Origin of the sequence: Picosynechococcus sp. NKBG042902 (assembly GCF_963864045.1) — a bacterium.
Lineage (GTDB): Bacteria > Cyanobacteriota > Cyanobacteriia > Cyanobacteriales > MRBY01 > MRBY01.
Map to the genome: position 1 here is coordinate 1 of NZ_CAWLTV010000054.1, position 14,220 is coordinate 14,220.

At 50.7% G+C, this 14,220-nt stretch carries 14 protein-coding genes and 3 tRNA genes; 8 read left to right on the plus strand and 9 right to left on the minus strand.

The annotated features are described in order from the left end of the window. Positions 1-78 precede the first annotated feature (78 nt). Positions 79-2,175 (plus strand): diguanylate cyclase domain-containing protein, encoded by a 2,097-nt coding sequence (locus AACR41_RS02465; protein ID WP_030007907.1) that lies wholly within the window; start codon positions 79-81, stop codon positions 2,173-2,175. A 17-nt stretch (positions 2,176-2,192) separates the two neighbouring features. Here the strand turns inward: AACR41_RS02465 and AACR41_RS02470 are convergent, their stop codons facing one another. The 9 genes from AACR41_RS02470 to atpD form a co-directional block, all read right to left on the minus strand. After that, positions 2,193-3,116 carry a F0F1 ATP synthase subunit gamma gene (locus AACR41_RS02470; RefSeq protein ID WP_030007908.1) on the minus strand — a complete coding sequence of 308 codons (924 nt, stop codon included), beginning with the start codon at positions 3,114-3,116 and terminating at the stop codon, positions 2,193-2,195. A 3-nt stretch (positions 3,117-3,119) separates the two neighbouring features. Next, complete coding sequence (locus AACR41_RS02475) at positions 3,120-4,697, minus strand: alternate F1F0 ATPase, F1 subunit alpha (protein WP_030007909.1); 1,578 nt, start codon at positions 4,695-4,697, stop codon at positions 3,120-3,122. Positions 4,698-4,727: 30 nt separating this feature from the next. Further along, a complete protein-coding gene (locus AACR41_RS02480; protein ID WP_030007910.1) occupies positions 4,728-5,480 on the minus strand; it encodes a F0F1 ATP synthase subunit B in 753 nt (250 codons plus the stop codon). Between the two features lie 2 nt (positions 5,481-5,482). Further along, positions 5,483-5,758 (minus strand): F0F1 ATP synthase subunit C, encoded by a 276-nt coding sequence (locus AACR41_RS02485; protein WP_012305626.1) that lies wholly within the window; start codon positions 5,756-5,758, stop codon positions 5,483-5,485. Further along, complete coding sequence (locus tag AACR41_RS02490) at positions 5,755-6,456, minus strand: F0F1 ATP synthase subunit A (RefSeq protein WP_012305625.1); 702 nt, start codon at positions 6,454-6,456, stop codon at positions 5,755-5,757. The genes AACR41_RS02485 and AACR41_RS02490 overlap by 4 nt, the downstream gene beginning before the upstream one ends. A 7-nt stretch (positions 6,457-6,463) precedes the next feature. Continuing rightward, positions 6,464-6,775, minus strand: a complete 312-nt coding sequence (locus tag AACR41_RS02495) for an ATP synthase subunit I (RefSeq protein WP_072007996.1) — start codon at positions 6,773-6,775, stop codon at positions 6,464-6,466. Positions 6,776-6,883: 108 nt separating this feature from the next. Continuing rightward, complete coding sequence (locus AACR41_RS02500) at positions 6,884-7,183, minus strand: AtpZ/AtpI family protein (protein ID WP_030007911.1); 300 nt, start codon at positions 7,181-7,183, stop codon at positions 6,884-6,886. Further along, positions 7,180-7,581 (minus strand): F0F1 ATP synthase subunit epsilon, encoded by a 402-nt coding sequence (locus tag AACR41_RS02505; RefSeq protein WP_200870508.1) that lies wholly within the window; start codon positions 7,579-7,581, stop codon positions 7,180-7,182. The genes AACR41_RS02500 and AACR41_RS02505 overlap by 4 nt, the downstream gene beginning before the upstream one ends. Next, positions 7,578-8,975, minus strand: a complete 1,398-nt coding sequence (atpD, locus tag AACR41_RS02510) for a F0F1 ATP synthase subunit beta (RefSeq protein WP_030007913.1) — start codon at positions 8,973-8,975, stop codon at positions 7,578-7,580. The genes AACR41_RS02505 and atpD overlap by 4 nt, the downstream gene beginning before the upstream one ends. Positions 8,976-9,230: 255 nt before the next feature. On the opposite strand from atpD, the gene AACR41_RS02515 reads away from it, so the two are divergent. The 7 genes from AACR41_RS02515 (at position 9,231) to AACR41_RS02545 (ending at position 14,186) form a co-directional block, all read left to right on the plus strand. Then, a complete protein-coding gene (locus AACR41_RS02515; protein ID WP_030007915.1) occupies positions 9,231-10,148 on the plus strand; it encodes a phosphate/phosphite/phosphonate ABC transporter substrate-binding protein in 918 nt (305 codons plus the stop codon). Beyond that, positions 10,148-10,984, plus strand: coding sequence for a phosphonate ABC transporter, permease protein PhnE (phnE, locus tag AACR41_RS02520; RefSeq protein ID WP_030007916.1), 837 nt, complete (start codon positions 10,148-10,150; stop codon positions 10,982-10,984). The genes AACR41_RS02515 and phnE overlap by 1 nt, the downstream gene beginning before the upstream one ends. Before the next feature lie 257 nt (positions 10,985-11,241). Then, positions 11,242-11,973 carry a phosphonate ABC transporter ATP-binding protein gene (gene phnC / locus AACR41_RS02525; protein WP_012305618.1) on the plus strand — a complete coding sequence of 244 codons (732 nt, stop codon included), beginning with the start codon at positions 11,242-11,244 and terminating at the stop codon, positions 11,971-11,973. Positions 11,974-12,125: 152 nt separating this feature from the next. Then, positions 12,126-12,252: transfer RNA gene (locus AACR41_RS02530), tRNA-OTHER, on the plus strand. Positions 12,253-12,273: 21 nt separating this feature from the next. Further along, positions 12,274-12,380, plus strand: a tRNA-OTHER gene (locus AACR41_RS02535). A gap of 25 nt (positions 12,381-12,405) precedes the next feature. Then, positions 12,406-12,528: transfer RNA gene (locus AACR41_RS02540), tRNA-OTHER, on the plus strand. A 56-nt stretch (positions 12,529-12,584) separates the two neighbouring features. Further along, complete coding sequence (locus AACR41_RS02545; protein WP_030007918.1) at positions 12,585-14,186, plus strand: TROVE domain-containing protein; 1,602 nt, start codon at positions 12,585-12,587, stop codon at positions 14,184-14,186. The last annotated feature ends 34 nt before the right edge of the window (positions 14,187-14,220 follow it).

The following is a 14,220-nucleotide window of genomic DNA, read 5'->3' on the forward strand; positions in this document are numbered from 1 at the left end:
AATGTCTGTTAGCGTTGCTTTCGTTTTGGCATTGATTTTAAAAGTTCCATTCCACGGCACAGGGAGACCTTTTTCAGGGTGAAGGCTCGAACAAAATTATTATGGCGCAGTGTTGCTCTGACATTAGCCTATGCAGGGATCGGCCTCAGCACAAGTTATCTCGCCCAGGGTTTAAGTCTATCTTTTCCCTTCTGGCCTGCGGCGGGCTTGGCGATCGCCATTGTTTTGGCCCATGGATACCGTTACCTACCGGCGATCGCCCTGGGGTCTGTACTGGTCGATGGGGTTTTAAGCGATTGGCATCTGCCTTTAGCACTGACTTTAGCGGCTGGATCGACTTTGCAAATAGCCCTCGCAGCTTGGTGTGGCCGTCGCATCTCTGGGGTTACTCCCGCCCTGCGTCATCCCAAAGAAATTCTGCCTTTCTTGATTGTGATGGGGCCAGTTTGTAGTCTCTTGGGTAGTAGTGTGGGGGCCTACGCTCAATATTTTTTTGGGGAAATCACCGCTAGCCAAATTCCTTTTTCTGCCTTTACTTGGTGGGCTGGCGATGTTTTGGGGATCATTGTGTTTACCCCAGCAACTTTGATGTTTCTCCCCACGATGCAGTATCAGTGGCAGGGACGTCGCACAAAGGTACTTTTTCCGTCTCTTCTGTTGATGATCATGGCGGCGATCGCCTACGACCAAATTTACGCCTTTGAAACACAACGGATTCGCCTAGAGTTACAAGAATGTGCCCAAAATATGGCGTACCAATTCGAGAAAAATCTAACCCGCCACACCGAAGCCCTCCAAGGTGTTGAAAGTTTTATCCTCTCTAGCGAAACCGTTACAGCCAGCGAATTTCGCACCTTTACCCGCCACAGTTTAGAGCGCCTGCCGGGTTTATCTGCCCTCTCTTGGAATCCATTTGTCCTTGATGCAGAACGCCAAGCCTTCGAGGCCCAGCAACGGCTCGATCCCTTAATACCAGACGATTTCCAAATTACCGAACGGCTCCCCAATGGCGAACTAATTCCGGCCCAAAAACGGCCTTCCTACGTGGTCGTGCAGTTTATCGAACCCTTTAATGAAAAACATCGAATCGTCCAAGGCTTTGATATTCAATCGGATCCCCAACGGGCAGCGGCAGTTATCAACAGCATGGAAACCGACCAAGCCTATGCCACAGAACCCCTGACCTTGCTCCAAGACACCAATGGACAACGGAGTATCCTCGTGCTACTACCGGTCAATTCACAAGGAGAATCAGTGCGAGGATTTGCGGTGGGTGTTTACCGCTTGGATAATCTCTTGGCGGAAGTTTTTTCAGTCGGCACCTGCGCCCAGCAACAAAATTTACGGGTGGCCTTGCTCTACACTACGGAATCGGGTCAGACCCTTAATCTTGACCAGTTAGATCCACCCAATCCAACGGCGCACCGCAAAGCGGATCTCGGAGAGATCGCCACCACCGAAACCGAGCCCATTACTGTACCCATTCGTTACTGGGGGCGCACTTGGCAACTCCAAATTCAGCCCACTGAAGCTTTAATTTGGGCCAAAAAATCCTACACACCTCAGTTGGTCTTAACCATTGCCCTTATTTTGTTATTGTTCAACGAATCTTTCCTGTTATTGGTCACCGCCGAGGAATTGGCCGAGCGTCGCCAAGCAGTCATCAATAGCTACCAGGCCAGCCATGATCCGTTAACGGATTTGTTAAATCGGCGGGCCTTTTTTGCCACCTTAGAACAAGCCCGGAGTGAGGCAAATTCTGGTTTAGCCAACCATGTATTGCTGTTTTGCGACCTGGATCATTTCAAGCCCGTCAATGACACCGTCGGTCACAATGCTGGCGATGTCCTCCTGAGGGATATTGCCCATTTACTTGCCCAACAGGTCCGCGCTGAAGACCAAGTTGCCCGGGTGGGAGGCGATGAATTTGCCCTGCTATTGCGGAATTGCACCCTAGAAAATGGTCTTTCCATTGCAGAGGCAATAGTCAGCGTTCTCAAAAACTATACGTTTACTTGGCAACAAGAAATCTTTCAGATCACAATCAGCATTGGTTTAATTTTGCTCACGTCAGAATCGGCTCCTTTGCCTTCCGTGGATGATTTGATGGCCCAGGCGGATCAGGCTTGTTACCGCGCCAAACGCAGTGGACGTAATCAAGTTTGTGTGGGTTAGATGTTTGGGTGTTGTTACTAACGGGTACGGTTGGGGTTGAGGGCTTCAAACCCAGAAACGATGTCTAAGAGTTCTTCGGTAATAGAATTTTGTCGTTGCTGACGATAGTTGGCCTGGAGATCGCCCAGTCGCTCTTCGATATTTTTTTCGGCAGCTTGCATGGATGCAAGACGAGCAGCATTTTCACTGGCGAGGGATTCTACGGCGGCACGGTACAGGCTTAAGAAAAGGTATTGGCGGACAACACCCGCAAAGGTTGGTGCCCAGGGGCCATTGAGGAGGGGGAAGGCGGTGGATTGCCAGGGGCGATCGCCCATTTCCCGGAGCCATTGACGGTCTAGGGGTAATAGTTGTCGGGTGACGGGCTGGTAAAGGGTCTTGGATTGGGATTGATGATAGATCAAGAGAATCTGGCGAACGGGTGATGTTTCGGCCTCGAAATACCATTGATCAATCAAGCCTAGGAGGTTTTGGATCAAGCGGGGCGTTCCTGCGAGGGAATTGGGCAGTCGAAAGGTTGTGTGGTGGGGGTGGTTTAAGGACTGTAAATAGGGCAAAAGGCGATCGCCGACGGTAGCCAAAGCATAATCAGCAGTTGTCAGATGCCGTTGTTGGCAAGCTTGCAGAGCATAGGTGGCAAGCTGTTCGTTAAATTGACCACACAGACCATGGTCAGAGCCAAACAAAATCAACCCCACTTTTCCCTGTGGAGAATTGCTAACCAAGGGCAACGGCTGATCAAGATCGGTTTCTGCAAAACGCCGATGCTGGAGCAGGGCTTGAAAACCTAGGTCGAGGCTGTGGTTGTAATCTTGGAGAGCCATGCGGGCCTGTTCATATTGCCGAATGCTAACCATGGCCAAGGCTTTCATGGTGCGGACAACGGCCCGGAGATCTTCAATACTGTTGATGGTGTTGCGCAGGGATTCGAGGGTGTGCATTGCTTAGGTTTTGATGGCGGCTTGGAGGGTTTCCAAAAGGAGGGTTTGATCGGCCTCGGTGAGGGGATGGGAATATTGAATGCGTTCCACAAGGTCGGGTAATTCTTGGGCGATCGCCTGGGCTAATTTTTGTTCTACCGTTGAGATTTCTTCTAGGGCCACGTGGTTTAATAAACCTTGGGTGACGGCGATCAAAATGGCAATTTGGGCTGCCGCCGTCAGGGGTTGACTTTGGTTTTGTTTAAGTACCTCCCGGATGCGTTTTCCCCGTTGGAGGGTTTGTTTGGTTTGTTCATCCAGCTGCGTCCCAAACCGGGCAAATACTTCGACCTCTTGGAATTGGGCATAGGCGAGGCGCAACGCCCCAGAAACAGCTTGGTAGGCGGCTAGTTGGGTTTTCCCACCAACCCGGGACACGGATTTACCCACATCCACCGCTGGGAAAATACTCTTTTGGAACAGCTCTGGTGAGAGATAAATTTGGCCGTCGGTAATGGAAATTAAATTGGTGGGGATGTAGGCTGAGAGGTTTTGGGCTTGGGTTTCGATAATCGGCAAAGCGGTCAGGGAGCCGCCCCCCAAAGCTTCTGCCAGGTGGGTTGCCCGTTCCAAAAGCCGCGAATGGAGGTAAAAAATGTCCCCAGGATACGCCTCGCGCCCCGGTGGCCGTCGCAGCAAGAGGGACAGTTCACGGTAGGTGCGGGCGTGGTGGGTCAGGTCATCGTAAACGATCAACACATCGCGCCCCTGTTCCATAAAATATTCCGCCATCGTCGTCGCGCCATAGGGGGTAATGTATTGCAGTCCAAGGGGATCCTGGCCCGCCGCCACAATCACGATGGTGTAGTCCATAGCTCCCTGTTCCCGGAGGGTGGCAATCACCTTGGCGATCGCCGCTGACCGTTGACCGATGGCACAGTAGAGACAAATCACATCCTGGTCTTTTTGGTTGAGGATCGTATCGATGGCGATGGTGGTTTTTCCTGTTTGGCGATCGCCAATGATCAGTTCCCGCTGCCCCCGACCAATGGGAATCAGGGCATCCACCACTTTCAGCCCTGTCTGCAAAGGCACCGTTACCGGGGCGCGATCCAAAATTGCGGCGGCCTCCCGTTCGACGGGTTTCCATTCCACTGCTTTGAGGGCCTCCCGTTCGACGGGTTTCCATTCCACTGCTTTGAGGGCACCCCGACCATCCAAAGGTTCCCCCAGCACGGTCAACACCCGCCCCAGCAACATTTCTCCCACGGGCACATCCATCACCCTTTCGGTGCGGTAGACCTCATCCCCTGCCTGGAGGGCGTGACTATCTCCTAGCAAAATTACGCCCACTTCATCGGGATCGAGGTTAAAGGCAATCCCCAGCAGCGGTTCACCCCCAGCACTGGAGCGCGAAAAATAAACCAATTCATCGGCTTGGACATTGGGTAACCCCTTCACTCTGGCGATGCCGGGCCGGACAGATTCCACAACCCCCGTTTCCCGGAATGTCAGTTGGGCCGGAAAGGTTGCCAAGGTTTGCTGAATTTGCTGTAGGGCTTCTGTGTAAGTGCCTTGGAGGGATTGGGCCAGGGGTTCCATGGTGAGCAGTGGGTCAAAAAATTCAGGGCATTAACGGGTGGCGATCGCCAGGGTTTGTTCGAGTTGATCGAGATAGGGATCAAGACCCCAAACGATTTCTTGGCCAGCCAGTTTCAGTTCAATGCCACAGCCCAACTCCGGCACCGTGACAAAATGAATAGGCGTTCCGTCAAGCTCTAAAGTAGTAGCAAGACTTTGTTTGATTTGCGCTTGGTGGGTCACATCCAGGGGGAACGCTGTCCGGATAAAGACAGCTTCTGGTGGGGTTTCTAAATGATTGATCTGTTGCCGTTGGGCCGGAGAAAGGTGTTGCAGTTGTTCACAAAAACGCGCCACCACCTGTTGTTCGAGAGTGGCATTCGCCAAATCCCGGAGGGCTTGCCGGGCGATCGCCACCACCTGTTGGCTGACCTGTTGCCGGAGCGTATGGAAAAAAGCCCTCTGTTCCTGGTGCAGATCCGCTTCCCAAGCTTCCCGTTGGGCTTGGATATCCTCACGCAGGGTTAGTAATTGCCGTTGTCGCTCCTCATCTGCTGCTGCCCGCGCTGCCGCCAAAAATGAAGCCCGTTGCGCTTGAAGTGACTGTTGTTCCTCATGATATTGTTCTAGAGCTTGGTGGGCCTGGGCTTGGAGATCCGTAGCCGTTTGCCATTGTTCGGCGAGTTGGGCCTGACGCTTCGCCATCACCTGCAAAATGGGCTTGTACAAGAGCCAGCGCAACAACCCCAGCAAAATGACAAAGTTGAGGATTTGGGCAAACACCGTAAACCAGTCAATTAACACCGTTAACCCCCCTGGTTGAGAAAATAGTTCCAGAATGGATTGACAAACAACAAAATCATCGACACCACCAGGCAATAGATCGCCGTTGATTCCACCATCGCGAGGCCCACAAATAGAGTGCGGGTAATCATATTGGCCTTGTCAGGTTGTTGGGCGATCGCCCCCAAAGCCCTGGCTACGGCCATGCCTTCCCCTAGGGCCGGGCCAATGGAACCAATGGCAATGGTAATACCAGCGGTCACCATCGCCACCGAGCCGATTAATGCGAGATCACTCATGAATTTTCCTCCATCGAAATACTTTGTTTTTTCTCCTGCACCGTCGCGGCAGAAGCAATGTAAACCAAGGCTAAAATCGCAAACACATAGGCTTGAATGACCCCAAATACAAGTCCCAATAAATTCATCGCCACAGGTACAAATAACGGGACAAGGGCTAATAAAATTGCCGCCAAAAGGTTTCCACTCATAATATTGCCAAAAAGACGCACGGCCAGGGCTAAAGTTCGGGAAAATTCACCAATGATTTGAAAGGGCAACATAATCGGCGTCGGCTGGAGATAACTTTTGAGATACCCTAAGATTCCCCGCTGACGGATTCCGTAGATCGGCACCGCAATAAATACGGCGATCGCCAAAGCAGTGGTGGTTGAAAGGGAGCCAGTGGGGGCTTGATAACCGGGAACTACAGTTAATAAGTTAGCCGTTAAAATGAATAAAAATAAAGTACCCACAAAAGCAAGATAGGGTTCCGGTTCCTGTTGGGTGACCTCTGCAATATGTTGATAAATACCATCAACAACAATTTCTAAAAAATTTTGCCAAGGGGGCAGTTTGGGACGCACCACTAATTTTTTTGTTACCCAAGCTGCTCCTATTACTAATAGGGCCATGGTGAGCCATGTGTAAACCAAAGTGGCATTAATTACCACAAACTGATATTGATAAAAAATGATGTTATCCGGTGTAATTTGCATCCTACATTTATTCCTCCAGCAATATTTCTGATAACGAGGTTTGTGGCCGCCAACGATGAATTAAAGTCGTTCGTGCTAACAAAAAACCCGCGAGGGCAATTAGTACTCGTTCCCAATGGCCACCAATCATAAAATATAAGGCTGTCATAGCAAGGATTAACCGCACCACACCGCTGGTAATTATAAGTAAGACTGGATGTTGAGAACGAGTTAATTGTTTAACGGTAAACCACAGCGCTGTGAAGTAAAATAATCCCAACCCAAAGCCGAGGGGAAAAACAAATAAATTAGGTATTATTGTTTCTAAAAATAAATTCATTGTGATTTTAATTGAGTTTTTAAATTCGTTTTTTAATCGGGTTTAGATTAGTGATTGGATTAGGCGATCGCCTTTGATATTTTTATCTTTTGCATGGATAATTAAACCTCATCGATTTTGCTCCCGTTGAATCCATAACCATGCATTCCAGCAGCCGAGAATAATCCCCAGAAATAAGCCCGTTAATGTCCAGGAATAGGGACTCGGAAAGCGGCGGTCGAGCCAAATCCCCAGAAAGATCCCCAGTAGGGTCGGCACTATCACCGACCAACCCACCATCCCAAAGACCCCAAATCCTAACCACAAACTGCGATCGCCTTCCCGTTTGGCCTGGAGTTTTTGTTGGGATTTTTGCTGGATCTGCCGTTCAAAATCTTCCCGGTGGCGATCGCCTTCTGGCGTGGTCATAGAGCACCTCCCAAATCGATAAAGTCCCGCACAATGCTGCTTTCTAGGCGCGCCAACATACTCCTTGCCCGTTCTTCTTGTTCATCTAACTGGGTAAATTGCGCTTGCACTGCTTGCTGTAAATCATCAAGATTATCCCCTCGCACCGCATTGCGCACCGACACCCAAACGGCAGCCCCCTGTTTCACTAAAATGCCTTCATCAATGGCCAGACAATGTTCTTCTCCCGTGATGCTCTCAAAGATCAAGAGACCCGCTGGCAAAACCGCCACATAATCCACATGGTTGGGCAATAGACAAAAGCCGCCCCCATCACCTTCTGCCGTCACTTTTCGTACTGGCTGATCCACCAGCAAATCCGTCAAACACAGTACTTTGAGATCCATCTGGGTGATCATGGCCGCTGCACCTCCCCAATAGCCCCAATCATGTAGAGCGCACTTTCGGGTACATCGGCAAATTCATCGTTTAAAATTCGCTCACAACCCGTTAAGGCCGCCTCTAAACTGACCACTCGTCCTGTTTTGTTGGTGAACTGTTCCGTTGAGAAAAAAGGCTGGGTGAGAAATCGTTCTAACCGACGGGCACGGTACACAATGGCGCGATCGCCCGCTGCGAGTTCCGCCATCCCCAACATCGCAATCATGTCCTTAAGCTCTTCGTAGGTGGCGAGGGTCTGACGCACTGCCAGGGCAATTTCGTAGTGACGCCGACCGGCGATCGCGGGCATCAACATTTTGGAACTCGAACGTAGGGGATCGACGGCTGGATAAAACCCTTCACTGGCCCGCTTGCGCGATAACACAATGGATGCCGATAAGTGGCCAAAGGTATGCACCGCCGCCGGATCGGTAAAATCATCAGCGGGCACATACACCGCCTGCACCGAGGTGATCGCCCCATTTTTTGTGCTGGTAATCCGTTCTTCGAGGGCGGCCAATTCTGTCGCTAAAGTAGGTTGATAGCCCACCCGCGAAGGCAGCTCTCCCATTAGACCCGAAACCTCCTGGCCAGCTTGAATAAAGCGGAAAATATTGTCAATCAAGAGCAACACATCCTGACGGGCTTCGTCCCGGAAATATTCAGCAATAGTTAAGGCCGCATGGCCTACCCGAAACCTGGCTCCCGGTGGTTCATTCATCTGGCCAAACAGTAACACCGTCTGGTCTAGTACCCCCGTCGCCTGCATTTCCCGATAGAGTTCCTCAGCTTCTCGGTTCCGTTCACCGATACCGCAAAATAGACTAATCCCCTGGTGTTGACTGACCATGTTATGGATCATCTCGGTAATTAAGACCGTTTTGCCGACCCCTGCCCCCCCGAAGAGGCCTGCTTTTCCACCCCGTTCGATGGGGGCGAGGACATCAATTACTTTGATTCCTGTTTCCAGGATTTCTGCTTGGGTTGATTGTTGAACGAGGGGAATAGCGGCTTGGTGAATTGAGCGATGCTTAACTGCAGTTAGGGGTTTGCCTTGATCGATCGCCTCACCAAAGACATTAAACATACGTCCGAGTAAAGCGCGGCCCACGGGCATTTTGAGGGGATGGCCGGTATCCGTCACGGTGGCTCCCCGGGCGAGGCCGGAGGTGGGGGTCAGGGCAATGCCCCGGACAAGGGTGGCGTTTAGGTGGGCGACGACTTCGATAATGATTTGACCTTTTTCCCCGGCATTGAGTTGATGGAGATAGCTGGGTAGCCGTTGGGAAAAGCACACATCAACGACACTACCGCGCACGGAAACCACTTTCCCAATGTTTGTGGTTGTTGTCGGCTGGTGGGTCGATGGCATGGGGAGCGATAAATTAAGGCGATCGCCTTTGGGGAGGCTTTTTATCACTCTAGCGAAGATCCCTAGGGCCGCCACAAATGTGGAGAATTGCAAACATCAGACCATGCCTCAGAACGTCATAAATCAGGGAAATCAACAAATTTTTAAGGTATTTTTCATTTTTCTCAAATTGTTTTCGCTATGCTGAACATAGCTGGGTCTAAATCACGGTTTGGACATAGCGGATCAAATTTCAACGGGAGCGCAGTTAAGCGAATGGCACAGGTCAGTAAGTGGAAAAATATCTTGATCGGGACTGTTGGTGTGCTGCTGGTGAGTTGTGCCTCGGCCAACAATCAGCCCGACTCTGGCCCAGATAATGCCACGACCCTCGACAGTATTTCTTTTGGTGTCGGCCCCTATTTCCCGACGCCCAACGAGAACCGCCAACAGTTCGAGCCTTTCTTCGATGCCCTCGCCGCTGAACTGGATCTCCCCGGAGATGTCACCGTTACCGAAGATTGGATTGGCATTTCTGAAGCCCTACGTTCTGGCACCTTAGATGTGGCTTGGTTGGGGCCTTGGGGTTACGTTCTGGCGCACCATAATGATCCTTCCCTAGAGGCGATCGCCACCGTAAAATACCAGGACGAACCTGTTTACTACAGCGTTTTGATTGCCCGCGCCGATGCCCCCTTTGACACCCTCGAAGAGGCGATCGCCCTTAGTCAGCAGGGTGAAAAACTGAAACTTAGCTTGGCCGATGTCGGTTCCACGTCCGGTTGGTTAATTCCCCAGGCAGAATTTAAACGCCGCAACATCGACCCCGAAACCGTGTTTGACTATAGCGAAGGAGCGAGCCATGCCACCCAGGTGATTGGCGTGAGCACGGGCCAGATCGACATTGCTTCTGATTACAACCGCAACCTCGATGTGATGATTGCTGAAGGACGCATTCAGGCTGACGAGATTAAAATCATTTGGCAGTCTGAACCTTTACCCAACGATCCCATTGTGGTGCGGGGCAATTTTCCAGAAGCCTACAAAAAACAACTCCAACAAAAATTAGTGAATCTCACTCCTGCCGAAGCCGCTGCTCTTTTACCAGAGAACTACACGGGTTTTGTCGCTTCCGATGGCAGTAACTATCAGCCCATCGAAGCAGCAGGGCTTGCCCTAGAGGTATTGAAATAGTGACCCTCTTGCAGCAACCCCCCAAAGCAAGCGATTTTGCCCAAATCCTCCGACAGGAACGACGCCGCCGATATAGTTTGTGGCGATTACTCAGGTCTGGTTTTTGGGGAGCCCTAGGGGTAGCGATCCTGGTCATGGCCGTGCACACCGCCGAGATTGATCCCCAACAGTTTTGGCAGCGCTTACCAACGGTGAGTCAATGGCTGCAGCAATTATTTCCGCCGGATTTTTCGGAGTTGCCCAATTTTCTGGTGGCGATCTGGGAAACGTTGGCGATCGCCATTGTCGGCACAGGGGCGGCGATGCTGGTGGCCTTACCCTTCGCCCTGTGCGTGGCCCGTAATACAACCCCAAATCGCTGGTTAGCCACGGGTTTACGGAGTTTTTTAAATTTACTGCGGGGCATTGATACCGCGATCTTTGCTCTCTTTTTTGTGTCGATTGTCGGCCTTGGCCCCTTTGCTGGGGTGTTGGGGGTCGCCTGTCACACGGCAGGTTCCATGGCCAAACTCTACGGTGAAGTGCTCGAATCAATTCCCCCTGAACCCATCGAAGCCATCGAAGTCACCGGTAGCGATCGCCTGCGCACCTTTGCCTTTGCGGTATTTCCCGAAGCATTACCGGGTTTGGTAGGTATTAGCCTCTACCTCTGGGAGTTCAATGTGCGTTCCTCCGTAATCCTCGGCATTGTCGGGGCCGGCGGCATTGGCTACGAATTGCTGGTTAGCCTGAAGCTACTCGACTTTCCCCGCTTGGCCACAATTTTGATCTTGATTTTGATTATGGTGAGTTTAATTGATGCCTTGAGTGCCTATTTACGCCGTCGCTTACAGTAGCCTTTATGGCCTTACAAAGGAAGATTTTCGCTTAATTTGATGTAATTGCGATTAATTTATTTATTTTTCCTGTCTTACCGTCTTATTTGAGGTATTTTCGTAATTTTTAAATATTGATTGCCCTGAACAAAGTTTCGCCCTGATCACGCCGTCCAATGGTGTAGATCAAGGGTGACATCTGCGTTTGAAAATTAATTCTCGGCCTATTTCACAATTAACGCTGCATTTTAAAACAGTTCATTGCCCAAAAAAATTCTATGTTGCAGGTTCACCAACTCACAAAAGCCTATTCCCACGGTCAATTCAGCCTCCAGGACATTAGCTTTACCATCGAGCCCCATAGCTTTACTGTTCTCCTTGGCTCCAGTGGTGCGGGCAAAACAAGCCTGCTGCGCTGCTTGCCCCAATTGGTGTCCCTCGATGCTGGCCAAGTTTATTTTCAAGGTCTTGATCTAACCACCGCATCACCTCGACAGTTACGCCAAGCCAGGCAAAAAATGGCGATGATTGCCCAACAATTTAATTTAGTGCGACGCCGCACAGCCCTCGAAAATTGCCTGGGCGGACGGTTACCAGAGTTACCTCTCTGGCGATGTTTACTGGGACGTTTTCCTGAAGCGATGCTCTGTGAAGCTTTAGCCGCCCTAGAACGGGTGCAGCTCCTCGATGTTGCTTTTCAGCGGGCCGATCAACTGTCTGGGGGACAAAAACAACGGGTGGCGATCGCCCGCGCCCTGACCCAAAAAGCCCAACTGCTCCTGGCCGATGAACCCATTGCAAGCCTTGATCCAGAAACTGCGGCATTGGTGCTACAACTGCTGCGCTCCCTCTGTGACGAAAAACGCCTCACTGTGATTTGTAGCCTCCATCAGGTTCATCTCGCCAAACGCTATGGCGATCGCATTTTAGGGATGCGTGCAGGTCAGATTATTTTGGATGTGCCCACCACGGCCTTTAACGACGACATCGCCAATGCTATCTATCAATAAATCTTTGATGCTCTATTTTTAGAAAGTTGGAGGGAGACCATAACTTTTATCAGCCCCCCTAATCCCAAAGCCCGATATCGTAACCATTTCAGGTGATTTAACTCCCATTGGAATCAGGGGAGCAGTAGCCCATACATTAAAAGCAACGCAATGAACGGATAGTTTAATGGCAAAACACCAATCTTCCCTGATTCATTTATTCATCCGTAAGGGTCGCTGAATTTAGGGTTATCGCCTGTTAAGCGGGAGATGAAGGTTCGATTCCTCCTCCGTTCGCCACGATCTTTTCCTAAATGACTTGGGCAGGTAGCTCAGTTGGTAGAGCAGATTCTTGCTGCACTTTTTTTACCCCAACGGGTCGCCGTATCAAGATTATCGGGTCGAAAGTTCAAGTCTTTCCCTGTCCCCCCATTTAGAAAAATGGCAAACCTGGAGACGGTAGCTCAATGGTAGAGCGCAATATTTGCCCTTAGGGGCCGCAGGACTAAAGGTTATCGCTATGGACGAATCTCCCTTTTGTCCGCCGAGATGCGGGTTCGATTCCGGCTCGTCTCCCTTCCCCGCATGGGGTTTTGATCTAAAGTTGTTATCCCGCGAGGGACGGAGTTGTCATGTCATATCAATTTTTTACAGCCCGTGGCCAAACGCCCCAATCGCAACCAATTCCGGGTCGAGCGACAGAAATGGTGCCTGGACGAGCCAGTGGTTATCACTTCGATCCGGGGATTTGGGTCATGTTGCGGCGCTGTTTATTAATCGGTACTGCCCAAAATACTTTTTATGCCGATAAGCACGAGTTGACGGGTGAGTTTACCCAGGTTGTGCAGCAGTGCGTGGTGGCGGATCCAGGCCGGGTCACCCAGGAAATTCTCTATGCCAGTGACGGGCGATCGCTCAACAATAGCGCCCCTTTATATACATTAACGCTGTTATCCATGGGGGAAACCCCAGCAGCGAAACGGGCATTTATGGAAATCTTTCCCCAGGTGGTGCGCACCGGGAGCCATTTCTATGAATGGTTAAGCTACACCAAAGCCCTGCGGGGATTCGGAAAAGTGGTGCGTGAATGCGGTAAAGGTTGGCTCAGTCAGAACGATGTGCAAGCTTTGGCCTATCAACTGCTGAAGTATCAACAACGGTACGGGTTTAGCCACCGGGATGCGTTGCGTTTATTCCACGTTAAACCCCCAAGTGTCGAGCATCAAACCTTGTATAACTGGGTCGTTAACGGTTGGGAGCAGTTACCGAAACAGCCCCCTGCAACTGCCCTTGAACAAATTTGGTGGTACGAATGGCTAAAGCGCAACCCCGATCAAACGAAAAAGGCGATCGCCCAAGGCCACCTTACCCACGAAATGGTCGCCCCCATTGGTCAAATGGATGAGCAGACCTGGAAACTGTTGATGCTAGAGATGCCCATTGGTGCCCTATTACGGAACCTGGGTTCCCTAACCGAAATTGGGGTATTGCGGGTCAACCGCCAGAAAAACCTCAAGCACGTGGCGATGGTTTTAAACGATAAACAACGCTTGCGCAAAGGTCGCATCCATCCCATTGACATCCTCAAAGCCCTAAAAACCTATCAATCTGGGGGTCGATTGGGGCGCAGCAAAAAAACCTGGGAACCTGTACCCCGCATTATCGACATCCTCGAAAAAGCCCTGGAGATGTCCTTTGAAACAGTGCCTGCCACCGGGAAAACGTTTCTCCATGCGGTGGATGTGTCGGGGTCGATGTCCTATTACTCTGTGGGTTCTGTCCATTTAACCTGTGCCGAGATAGCCGCAACCATGGCCCTGGTCACCGCAAAAGCCGAGAAAAATTATGCCATTCGTGGCTTTTCTACCGCGTTTAAAGATCTAGGCATTACCGCCAGCGATAGTTTCCGCACGGCCTTACAAAAAACGAGTGATCAAAATTTTGGCGGCACCGATGCTTCCTCTGTCTACAAATGGGCGCTTAAACATCGCTTTCATGCCGATGTAATTTGCTTCTGGACAGATTGTGAATCCTGGGCGGGCACGCAACCCTGCCAAAAACTGGCGGAATATCGCCGCAAAGTAAACCCTAATGTCAAGGCCATTTATGTGACCCTGGCCCCCTACAAATTGAGTTTGGTTGATCCAAAAGATCCTTTGTCATGGGATTTAGGAGGGTTTGATCCGACGATGCCACGCTTGATCCAAATGATTGCTCAGGGTGATTTGGCATAGCAAATTATTTCTTTTTTCAGGGAGTATTGAAAAA

What these genes read in the sequence shown, in the direction of transcription:
- AACR41_RS02475 (WP_030007909.1), bottom strand. Translation starts at nt 4,697, where the DNA reads ATGGAACCCCTGGCCCAATCCCTCCAAGGCACTTACACAGAAGCCCTA.
- AACR41_RS02485 (WP_012305626.1), bottom strand. Translation starts at nt 5,758, where the DNA reads ATGAGTGATCTCGCATTAATCGGCTCGGTGGCGATGGTGACCGCTGGT.
- AACR41_RS02500 (WP_030007911.1), bottom strand. Translation starts at nt 7,183, where the DNA reads ATGACCACGCCAGAAGGCGATCGCCACCGGGAAGATTTTGAACGGCAG.
- AACR41_RS02470 (WP_030007908.1), bottom strand. Translation starts at nt 3,116, where the DNA reads ATGCACACCCTCGAATCCCTGCGCAACACCATCAACAGTATTGAAGAT.
- AACR41_RS02505 (WP_200870508.1), bottom strand. Translation starts at nt 7,581, where the DNA reads ATGATCACCCAGATGGATCTCAAAGTACTGTGTTTGACGGATTTGCTG.
- phnC (WP_012305618.1), top strand. Translation starts at nt 11,242, where the DNA reads ATGTTGCAGGTTCACCAACTCACAAAAGCCTATTCCCACGGTCAATTC.
- AACR41_RS02495 (WP_072007996.1), bottom strand. Translation starts at nt 6,775, where the DNA reads ATGAATTTATTTTTAGAAACAATAATACCTAATTTATTTGTTTTTCCC.
- AACR41_RS02515 (WP_030007915.1), top strand. Translation starts at nt 9,231, where the DNA reads ATGGCACAGGTCAGTAAGTGGAAAAATATCTTGATCGGGACTGTTGGT.
- atpD (WP_030007913.1), bottom strand. Translation starts at nt 8,975, where the DNA reads ATGCCATCGACCCACCAGCCGACAACAACCACAAACATTGGGAAAGTG.
- AACR41_RS02490 (WP_012305625.1), bottom strand. Translation starts at nt 6,456, where the DNA reads ATGCAAATTACACCGGATAACATCATTTTTTATCAATATCAGTTTGTG.
- AACR41_RS02545 (WP_030007918.1), top strand. Translation starts at nt 12,585, where the DNA reads ATGTCATATCAATTTTTTACAGCCCGTGGCCAAACGCCCCAATCGCAA.